At 67.3% G+C, this 9,510-nt stretch carries 9 protein-coding genes; 5 read left to right on the top strand and 4 right to left on the bottom strand.

The features are described from left to right. The first annotated feature begins 162 nt into the window (after positions 1-162). Positions 163-462, top strand: a complete 300-nt coding sequence (locus tag LzC2_RS18295; RefSeq protein WP_171189475.1) for a Rho termination factor N-terminal domain-containing protein — start codon at positions 163-165, stop codon at positions 460-462. Positions 463-498: 36 nt separating this feature from the next. Here LzC2_RS18295 and LzC2_RS18300 read toward each other — a convergent pair whose 3' ends face one another. Then, on the bottom strand, positions 499-1,179 hold the full coding sequence (locus LzC2_RS18300) for a rhamnogalacturonan acetylesterase (RefSeq protein ID WP_171189476.1): 681 nt from the start codon (positions 1,177-1,179) through the stop codon (positions 499-501). Between the two features lie 220 nt (positions 1,180-1,399). Here LzC2_RS18300 and LzC2_RS18305 point away from each other — a divergent pair, with 220 nt between their 5' ends. After that, positions 1,400-3,019 (top strand): right-handed parallel beta-helix repeat-containing protein, encoded by a 1,620-nt coding sequence (locus LzC2_RS18305; RefSeq protein ID WP_171189477.1) that lies wholly within the window; start codon positions 1,400-1,402, stop codon positions 3,017-3,019. Positions 3,020-3,270: 251 nt separating this feature from the next. On the opposite strand, the gene LzC2_RS18310 is transcribed toward LzC2_RS18305, so the two are convergent. Together LzC2_RS18310 and LzC2_RS18315 are read right to left on the bottom strand one after the other, a co-directional pair. Beyond that, on the bottom strand, positions 3,271-3,666 hold the full coding sequence (locus tag LzC2_RS18310) for a type II toxin-antitoxin system VapC family toxin (RefSeq protein ID WP_171189478.1): 396 nt from the start codon (positions 3,664-3,666) through the stop codon (positions 3,271-3,273). A gap of 2 nt (positions 3,667-3,668) precedes the next feature. Then, a complete protein-coding gene (locus LzC2_RS18315) occupies positions 3,669-4,010 on the bottom strand; it encodes a hypothetical protein (RefSeq protein ID WP_171189479.1) in 342 nt (113 codons plus the stop codon). 385 nt (positions 4,011-4,395) lie between these two features. On the opposite strand from LzC2_RS18315, the gene LzC2_RS18320 reads away from it, so the two are divergent. Next, positions 4,396-5,217, top strand: a complete 822-nt coding sequence (locus tag LzC2_RS18320) for a hypothetical protein (RefSeq protein ID WP_171189480.1) — start codon at positions 4,396-4,398, stop codon at positions 5,215-5,217. Between the two features lie 56 nt (positions 5,218-5,273). On the opposite strand, the gene acs is transcribed toward LzC2_RS18320, so the two are convergent. Further along, entirely contained in the window at positions 5,274-7,298 is a 2,025-nt protein-coding gene (acs, locus tag LzC2_RS18325; protein WP_171189481.1) for an acetate--CoA ligase, read from the bottom strand. 221 nt (positions 7,299-7,519) lie between these two features. On the opposite strand from acs, the gene LzC2_RS18330 reads away from it, so the two are divergent. Then, on the top strand, positions 7,520-8,200 hold the full coding sequence (locus LzC2_RS18330) for a WcaF family extracellular polysaccharide biosynthesis acetyltransferase (RefSeq protein WP_171189482.1): 681 nt from the start codon (positions 7,520-7,522) through the stop codon (positions 8,198-8,200). After that, a complete protein-coding gene (locus LzC2_RS18335) occupies positions 8,197-9,480 on the top strand; it encodes a glycosyltransferase (protein ID WP_171189483.1) in 1,284 nt (427 codons plus the stop codon). Before LzC2_RS18330 ends, LzC2_RS18335 begins: the two co-directional genes overlap by 4 nt. Positions 9,481-9,510 lie beyond the last annotated feature (30 nt).

Below are 9,510 nucleotides of genomic sequence, written 5' to 3' on the forward strand. Positions count from 1 at the left end.
GTGCGCGGGGACGGGGGCGGGGGAACGCTCCACCCCCCGAGCCTGTGCTTCGCCCGTCCGACCGCTGGTCCGACCGATAAAATACCTTTCGCCGCCGCGGCCCCCCGTCCCGCAGTTCCGCCCCGGCGGTTCACGTCATCCTCCTCGAACAGGACGCCCGCGATGCCTCCCGCCTGGACCGATAAAGACGAGCGGATGTACGACCACATCAAGCAGAGCGAGCTTGACGACGGAACGTCCGAAGATCGTGCCGAAGAGATCGCCGGCCGCACGGTCAATAAACAACGCCGCTCCGAAGGCCGTACCCCGAACAAGAAGACGCAGGGCACGGGCAACCCGAATACGTCCCTGGAGGACCGCACGAAGGACGAGCTTTATAATCGGGCGACGGAGTTGAACATCGACGGTCGCAGCAAGATGACCAAAGATGAACTCGTCGCCGCGATCCGCGACCGCAATTGATCGACTTCGATTCGATTTCCTCAAGGCGACGACTCCTCACCGGGGTCGTTTGAGCCGCCGGGCGAGTTCCGGGCGGGCGACCTTGAGTTCGTCGATAATCAGGCCCGCGATCGCCGCGGCGCCCTGCGGGCTGAAGTGCGTTTTATCCGTCGGGTCGAAGTCGTAGGCGGCGCTCGCTTTCGGGCCGAGCTGGTTGTGATGCTCGACGCTGATGTGATAGAGGTCGATAAAGGGCACGACGTGCTTGCGGGCGACGTCTCCGGCCGCTGTTGAGAACGCGGCCAGATCGCCGTGCACGTCCTCGCTGCGGGGCTGGATCTTGCCGTCCGGGCCGAAGTTTCGGCGGGTGACGGAACTGAGCACAACCGGCTGGGCGCCGGCGGCGACGACGCGCTCGATATAGTCCGTCAGCTTCTCTCGATACGTCTCCGGGCCGTACTGCTTCTGGTCGTTATGGCCGAACTGAATCAGGACATAGTCCGGCTTCTTCTCCAACAGTTCGTCCAGCCGCTTGGAGAGCGTATCGAGCCGGGCGCCGTTTCTGGCGTAGTTCAAGACGGTCGTGCGGTCGTCGAACCGCTTCGCAAACGCCGGCCCCCAGCCGTAGGTGTCCGCGACCGTCGAATCGCCGATCAGGCCGATCGTCGGTTCCGCCGCGTCGACGGTCGCCGGACCGGCAAAGCTCGCCGTCATCGTCAGGAGCATGATATGAGTCATGGGAGGCCGCGTGTCAGGGGAGTCGCGAGGGCGGCGGTCGGGGGCCGCAGCAGGCCCCTCCAACGTACCCGTTCCGCGGCGCTCATGTCTCGGTTCGGGATCGGGACGAGCCGGGTCGGCTCCTGCACTGTAGCGGCCGACGCCGCTTCAACGTCCTCGTTGACAGTGCCGCAACGGGGCCGCAATCTCGACCTTCCGACGTCCCTCGCTCTTCGCGTCCATGTCCACACCCGCTCGATTCGCCGCCGTAGTCTGCTTGTTTCTGCCGATGTCCGTCGGCGCCGATTCCTGCGCGGCGGCGCCGCAGTCCGCGGGGGAACCGCAGGCCGAGGAGCGGCGATCGGCGGATGTGACCCGAATCGACCGTTCGATCCAGTTGGCGGACAATCCGCCGATGCAGGTCAGGGCGTGGCTCCCCCCCGAGCCGCCTGTCGGCGACGCGAACGAATTCGAGATTCGCGAGGGATTCCGGCTCGTCGACTCCCTCGACGAACTGCGAGCCGCGCTGCGGGAGGACGGAGGACGCATCCGCCTGAAGCCCGGCGTCTATCGCCCCGAGACGCCCGAGCGCCGGGCGGAGTTCGAGCGGGTTCGCCGGGACGGGCGGAGGGACTCGACCCGCAAGCAAGGAATCCTGCACCTCTCCGGCTCCGAGAATTATCTGGACCTGCGCGGCGTCACGATCGAATTTCCGTTCTCCGTGCAAGGCGAACTGAATAAAAGGCCGCATGTCTCCAGTTGCTGGTTGATCTCCGGAAGGAACAACACGCTCGAGGGCGGAGACTTTCGGGACGTCGGCGACCGCGATTATCCCGACTATTTCATGGCGGAGAACCAGTTTGAGGTTCTCGCCGACGGCGTCACGTTTCGCGACTGCACCTTCGTCACGAAAGGCTCGATTCCGTACGGCTACTCGGACTATTACGGCAAGGGCGGGCCGAACTTCGGGCGGCTGAACAAGCACGGCGTGGTCGGCCTCGGGGCGGTGCGAAACTCCCGGATCGTCGGGTGCCGGTTTTATAACGGCTCGTTCGGCCACTGCTTGCACTTCCACGGCGCCGACGGCGTGCTCGTGGAGGATTGCTATCTCACCGGCGCGCTGCGTCCGACCGCGGACATCCTGCGGGAGACCGTCGGCCGCGCCGTCGATTACGACTATCACATTATGTTCCGCGGTCGCACGCCGATCCCCGGCGACCAGATGATCCCGCTGACCGAGGACGCGATCCGCACCTATAACGACGATAAAAATATCGTGGTGCGAAACACCGTCGTCGAACGACACCGCGGCGGACTGCAACTGTTGTGCGAAGGCGACGTCCTCGTCGAGAACGTCACGATTCGGGAGTGCGGCGATTTCGGGTTCGATCTCTCCGGCGGCAAGGAGGGCCGCGTCGTCATGCGGAATTGCTTCGGCGATCTGGCCTATAATCCGCTGTTCAATCTGTCCCGAGGCCGGGCGCCGGACGGGGGATTCTTTGAACTGACCCTGATCGATCCGGCCGACGACGTGCGGCCGACCCCGCGGACCAGCCTCGGCACGATCTGCGGCGACGCCTGCACCTTCGTCCTGCACGACCGCACGACGAGAGAATCGGCGCCGGAAACGAACGTCCTCCTCTGCGGCGGCCGCAAGCCGTTGCGGAAGTCGACGATCAGCAACTACGGCCGCACGCAGCTCGTGCTTAAAAAGAACGTCGAAGACTGCACGATCATCACCGCGGGCGAGGTCGTCGACGAGGGCCAGCGAAATCGAGTCATTCGCATCGAACCCATGACGACGCCGACGCCCGCAGCCAGCGCCGCCCCCGGACAGCCCGCGGCCGACGATCTCCCGTGAGGCGAAGCGGCCCGAGCGCCGACGCCCGACGGGCAAGCCGCCGTTTGACGCCGACAGACGCCGACAGACGCCGCCCGCCGATTGCGGGGCGGTCGATTCGGTCGAGTGGTTACGGAGCGTGACCCGGGCCGGCTCACGACGGTCGGGCGTCGCTCGCAGGCTCACCCCGCTCCGCGGACGCTTCGCGGCGGGCGCATGGCGCCCGGCGTGAAAGGAACCACGACTTTCACGAGCCCGGCCGCCCCGAGGCGTTACGCCGCCGTCCAATCTTCAACCGGCAGGCCGGGAACCGGGTCGAAGTCGCGACGGTTGGCGGTCACCATCGTCAGCCCGTGATGTAGGGCGGTCGCGGCGATGAGCAGGTCGGGGGTGGGTTTCGGCGTGCCGGCGTTGCGCAGGGCCGCGGCGACCTCGGCGAACCGCAGGGCGATCGCTTCGTCCAGCGGTATGACGTGCAGGCCGCCCAGCAAGAGATCCAGTTCGTCCCGCGTGATGCGGGCGCCCCGCAGCCGTGGCCAAACGCTGATTTCGCCCAAGGTGACCGTCGAGATAAACAGCCGACCCCCGTACTGCGCGGCCCGCTGGAGGACGCGGGGGTGGCCGCGGAGATAATCCGACAGCACGTTCGTGTCGAGCAGAAACCCCATCGTCAGCCGTCGCGTCCCGAACGGCGAAGGCGGTATGTCTCCTCCACGAAAGCGTCGACCTCCTCGGAACGGCCTCGGAGCAGCCCCGCCACCCGCGCGAACCCGGCGGGGTCACGCGGCGGGCGGGGGGCGACCGGCTCGTCGAGATGCCCCCGCAGTCGACGACTCTCTGAAGGAAAAGCGTCAATCCCGTCCGCATCCAACGGGTCGGACGCCGCGACGGGATAGTGGGAGGCGGCTTCGGCCGGTTCGACGGTCACCCGCACCCGCCGGCCGTCCGGCAGGTCCGGGGCGTCGTCGAGTTCGATCATGCCGCCGCGAAGCGTGCCGGTGTGAATCGTCATGGGCGAGTGTGGGGCTGTACGCGGGACGCTTAGGAGCGATTCTAACCAGTTGAGACGGCGGGGGCAGGAGGGAACGCGGGCGCCGGCGGGCGGCTCGGGGGTCGCAGGTCGTCCGTTCCGGGGGCGGCCCGGCGACCGTGTTCGGAAAATCCACGCCCCAAGCGGGCCGACCCCGGCCACCCACGGTGTCTGGTCACCGGGAGGACACTCGACCCCCGCCACCCGCCGCCGGGAAGTTTCGGGACTCTTCGGTTCGGTCTCCGTCACTTGTTTAATAGTGTTTAATAGTGATGATACACTCCTCTGCCATCTCGGCTGTCCGCTGACTCGCCGACCGTGAACTGAACTCCCGTAGGATTTTGCCCCCGTGCCGTATCGACACTGGATGGTGCTCGCTCTACTGGGCGTTGCCGTCATGTTTGGCTGTAGCGGAGAGCCGACGCCGTCGGCGGCGGATGAGAGCTTAGCTCCGATCGAAGCGCTCGAAGAGGTGCAGGACGCCCCTCGCTATCTATGGGAGGGCGAACGACGCCCCTACACCGTCACGAAATACGACCAAAAAGATGCTCCGCAGGTCGGAGTCCAGCACCGCTATGTTTGGGCGGTGGTTCCGTCACCCGACGGTAAGGATCAAGTTCTCCAGGCCGCGGAGGAGATTTACGCTGAACTGGCGGCTGACATTGCCAAGATTCAGCCACGTGCCGATTCGAAGCGGGTGGGCATCTTCCTGTTCGACAGTCGCGAGGACGCCGAGGCCGGCGACGGCGCCTTCATCCTGCGTGTGGCAAGTTCATCAGGGGCAGGACCAGTTCTTCCCGAATGGGACGATGTCGTACTGGATTGGAAGTGGCGTTCGCCGGAGCATCGACCGAATGTTAAACAGTTCGAGATTTACCGACGGTACGTCGATGGTAGGAAAGCCGCGGCGGAAGCGGTCGACGCCGACTACCGCGACCGAGACGGGAACTTCATTGGAACCTTGGAAGACCAGCCGGAGATCGACCGTCGCGTCTCAATAAAGGTGCGACAAGCCGTTCACGGCCTCCGCCGTCAGTACGGCTTGTCGGACGCGGAGATGGCAGAGTTACTCGCCGTAGTTCAGTTGTGGCGATTCGGTTCACCTCACTCGCCTGAGACGATCCGCGGTTATTCAGCAACGTACATAAAGGATTGGGAAGCGGCAGACGAACTGGCAGCCCAGCGATGAGTTTCTGCGATGGGCGGTACCGACGCGCGACGGTACCGCCCGTCCGAACCCGCCTCTCAACTCGCTTCCTTTCGCAAGCTCGCCACCGCGTTCAAGTCTTCCAGCGTCGACGTATCCCCCGTCGTCTCCCGACCCGCGGCGACGTCACGCAATAACCGCCGCATGATTTTGCCGCTGCGGGTTTTGGGGAGGGCGGCGGCGAAGCGGATTTGGTCCGGGGTCGCCAACGCGCCGATCTGGTTGCGGACGTGTTGGATCAACTCCGCTTGCAGGGCTTCGGGGTCGGTCGGTTCGGTCTTGGGGGTGACGAAGCAGCAGATGCCCTCGCCCTTCAACTCGTGCGGGAAGCCGACGACCGCGGCCTCCGCGACGGCGTCGTGGGAGACGAGCGCGCTTTCGACCTCCATCGTGCTCAGGCGGTGGCCGGAGACGTTGATCACGTCGTCCACGCGGCCCATCACCCAGTAATAGCCGTTCTTGTCCTTGCGGGCGCCGTCGCCGGCGAAATAGATGCCGGGGAACTTGCCGAAGTAAACGTCTTTAAACCGCGCGTGATCGCCGTGCAGCGTGCGGAGCATATGCGGCCAGGGCTGGGTCATCACCAGCAGGCCGCCCTCGCCGTCGGGGACTTCTTCGCCCTGCTCATTGACGATCTTCGGCACCACGCCGGGCAGGGGGAAGGTGCACGAACCCGGCTTGGTGGGCGTCACGCCGGGCAGGGGGGAGATCATGATCCCGCCGGTTTCCGTCTGCCACCAGGTATCGACGATCGGGCAGCGGCCGCCGCCGATCTTCTCGTGATACCAGACCCACGCTTCCGGATTGATCGGCTCGCCGACGCTGCCCAGCAGGCGCAGCGACGAAAGATCGTATTGGGCGGGCCACTCGTCGCCCCATTTGATAAACGCCCGCACGGCGGTCGGGGCGGTGTAGAAGATGTTGACGCGGTGCTTTTCGACCAGTTCCCAGAACCGGCCCGGGTCCGGCCAGTTGGGGGCGCCTTCGTACATCACCGTCGTCGCCCCGTTGGCCAGCGGGCCGTAGACGATATAGCTGTGGCCGGTGATCCAGCCGATATCCGCGGTGCACCAGTAGGTGTCTTCTTCCTTCAGATCGAACACCCACTTCGTCGTGAGCTGGGCGCCCAGCATATAACCGGCGGTCCCGTGCCGGACGCCCTTCGGTTTGCCGGTGCTGCCGGAGGTATAGAGGATGAACAGCGGGTGTTCGCTGTCGACGGGCACGGCGGGGCAGTCGGCGGAGGCGTCCGCCATCAATTCATGCCACCACAGGTCGCGGTCGGGCGTCATCGTCACGTCCCCGCCGGTGCGGCGGACGACGATGGACTTTTGAACGGTGGAACTCTTTTCGAGCGCTTCGTCGACGGCGGCTTTGAGGGGGATCTCCTTGCCGCGTCGCCAGCCGCCGTCGGCGGTGACGATCACTTTGGCGCCGGCGTCGTTGTTGCGGTCGGCGACGGCGTCCGCGCTGAAGCCGCCGAAGATAATGCTGTGCACCGCCCCGATGCGGGCGCAGGCCAGCATGGCGATCGCCAGTTCGGGGATCATGGGCATATAAAGCGTCACCCGATCGCCCGCTTCCACGCCCAGTCCGCGCAGCACGTTGCTGAACTTGCAGACTTCGCGGTGCAGTTGCAGATAGGTGAGGGTCCGCACGTCGCCGGGTTCGCCCTCCCAGATGATCGCCGCTTTATTCTTGCGGGCGCCGGTCAGGTGCCGGTCGAGGCACTGGACGGTGGCGTTCAGCTTGCCGCCGACGAACCACTCCGTGTCCGGCATCTCGCCGCGTTTGACGGCGGCGAAGTCGGTGTCCCAGGTCAGCAGGTCGTTGGCCGTTTCGCCCCAGTAGCCTTCCGGGTCGTCCTTCGCCCGGTTCCACAGCGCTTCGTATTGCTCCATCGATTGGATGTGGGCGCCCCGCGTGAACGCTTCGGGCGGGGCGAAGGTGCGTTCCTCATGGAGGTGCGATTCGATGTTCCCCCCGGCCCCGGCGTCCCGTGCGTCGCGGGGCGGATCGATGTCGGCCTGATCGGCGACGGAGGCGGGCTTGGCGTCGGACATCGGATGAATTCCCAGAACGAAATACGGGCGAACGCCGGGGAGGATACCGATTCGACCCGCGATGGGGGAAACGGGGGCCTCCCGTCGCCCGGCGGACCGGCGGTGCGACAGGGGAGATGCCCCGGCGGGCTACGGCGGCAACCCCGGTTGATTCTCTGGACGGAGTCCGGTCGCGCGGCCTATGCCGGTACCATTCAGCGACCTCTCGCCCTGATCCGCCCATGTCTCAGCCACAATCCTCGCTCGTCGATCCTTCGCCGGGGGATCCTTCGCCGGATCTCCAGCCCGATCTCCAAGTCGTCGCCGGCCCTCTCGCCCCGGGCAGCGTGCAGGATCTTCGCGGCTACGAGCGGCCGGCGGGGAAACGGCGGGCCCGGCTGGCCTGGTGGCTGCTGTGGTGGCCGATCGAGACCGTCATGCTGGCCAGCGGACTGATGCCGTCGTTCCGCATCAAGCGACGGACGCTGCGGTGGTGCGGGGCCAAGGTCGGCATGGGGTTGGTGATGAAGCCGTACGTGCGCGTGAAAGACCCGCGGAACCTGACGATCGGCGATTACTGCTGGATCGGGGAGGACGTTTGGATCGACAACCTCGCCCACGTCACGCTGGGCGACGACGTGTGCCTCTCGCAGGGCGTCTACCTGTGCACCGGTTCGCATGACCACACCCGGCCGACGTTCGACCTCATCACGGCGCCGATCACGATCGAAGATCAGGCGTGGGTCGGGGCGAAGTCCGTGCTGATGCCGGGGGTGACGGTGGGCGCCGGGGCGGTGGTCGCGGCGGGCTCGATCGTGACGAAGGACGTGCCCGCGGGGATGATCGTCGGCGGGAACCCGGCCAAGGTCCTCAAGCCCCGCACGGTCTCGCCCGCGATCAATCAGCCCCCGGCCGTCGCGTGAGCGAATTGGGCGCCACCGACGGAGCAGCGCCGAGCGTGGCGATGGTCACGCGGTCGGTCAGCCGGGCCGGCGGGGGGCTGGCGTCGGTCATTCTGGATCTCGCCCGGGCGCTGACGGAGATCGACCGTCCGCCGCGCGTCCTCAGCGTGCGGGACGAACACTTCGAGGCGGACGCCGCCGCCGCGGGGAGCGTCCGCGGGCACGCTCTCGCCGGGGAGGCGTTCCCCCCCCGCGGGCCGCGGTTCACGCACGGCGCCTGGGGGTATGCGCCCGGTCTGGATCGCCGGTTGAGGGAACTGAACCCGGACGTCGTCCATGCGCACGGGCTGTGGCATCACAGTTCCGCAGCGACGGTCGGCTGGGGCCGGCGAACCGGCAAGCCGTGGGTCGTCTCCCCGCACGGGATGCTCGATCCGTGGGCGGTGCGGCGGAGCCGGGGGAAGAAGCGAGTCGCCTGGTGGTTGGCGGAGCGGGCCCACCTCGCCGGCGCCGGCTGTCTGCACGCCCTCGCCGACGCTGAAGCCGACGCCGCCCGGGCCTTCGGGGTGCGGGCGCCGATCCTCGTGATCCCCAACGGCGTGTCGCTGGACGCCCCCCGTCCCGACGCGCCCCCGCCGTGGGAGGAGGACGCCGCCCGGGCGATCCGAGATCGCCGCGTGCTGCTGTTTCTCGGTCGGCTGCATCCCAAGAAGGGCGTGGACCTGCTGATCGACGCCTGGGCGAATCTGCTGGACGGCGAACCGGCCGCGAAGGACTGGCACGTCGCGGTGCTGGGCTGGGACGACGGCGGCCACGACGACGCCTTGAAGGCTCGCGCCGCGGCGCGGGGCCTCTGCGGCGCCGACGGGCTGCCGGCCTCGTCATCCAATGGGGGGGAGGCGAGCTCGATCGGCTTCTACGGTCCCGCGTTCGGCGATCGCAAAGCGGCGGCGCTGGCGAACGCGAGCGGCTTCATCCTCCCCTCCCACAGCGAGGGCATGCCGGTCGCGGTGCTGGAGGCGTGGGCCTACGGGCTGCCGGCGGTCCTCACCGACGCCTGCAATCTGCCGGTCGGGTTCGAGCGCGGCGGGGCGCTGCGGATCGAACCGACGGTCGCGTCGGTGGGCGCCGGATTGGCCGAACTGGTGACGGAATCCGACGCCGAGCGGGCCGTCCGCGGGCGGGCCGCACGGGCGTTGGCGGAAGCGGAGTTCGCCTGGCCGGTGATCGCCCGCCGGTTCGGGGCGTTGTACGACTGGCTCGCCGGCGGCCCGGAGCCCGACGGCGTGCGGCGGGGGTGAGCCGGGGGGAGGCCCCGCTTGCCCCGGCGG

It is taken from the genome of Alienimonas chondri, assembly GCF_013036045.1.
GTDB lineage: Bacteria > Planctomycetota > Planctomycetia > Planctomycetales > Planctomycetaceae > Alienimonas > Alienimonas chondri.

Coding starts and splice junctions, on each gene's coding strand:
- LzC2_RS18305 (WP_171189477.1), top strand. CDS start 1,400: ATGTCCACACCCGCTCGATTCGCCGCCGTAGTCTGCTTGTTTCTGCCG.
- LzC2_RS18295 (WP_171189475.1), top strand. CDS start 163: ATGCCTCCCGCCTGGACCGATAAAGACGAGCGGATGTACGACCACATC.
- LzC2_RS18300 (WP_171189476.1), bottom strand. CDS start 1,179: ATGACTCATATCATGCTCCTGACGATGACGGCGAGCTTTGCCGGTCCG.
- LzC2_RS18330 (WP_171189482.1), top strand. CDS start 7,520: ATGTCTCAGCCACAATCCTCGCTCGTCGATCCTTCGCCGGGGGATCCT.
- acs (WP_171189481.1), bottom strand. CDS start 7,298: ATGTCCGACGCCAAGCCCGCCTCCGTCGCCGATCAGGCCGACATCGAT.
- LzC2_RS18310 (WP_171189478.1), bottom strand. CDS start 3,666: ATGGGGTTTCTGCTCGACACGAACGTGCTGTCGGATTATCTCCGCGGC.
- LzC2_RS18315 (WP_171189479.1), bottom strand. CDS start 4,010: ATGACGATTCACACCGGCACGCTTCGCGGCGGCATGATCGAACTCGAC.
- LzC2_RS18320 (WP_171189480.1), top strand. CDS start 4,396: ATGGTGCTCGCTCTACTGGGCGTTGCCGTCATGTTTGGCTGTAGCGGA.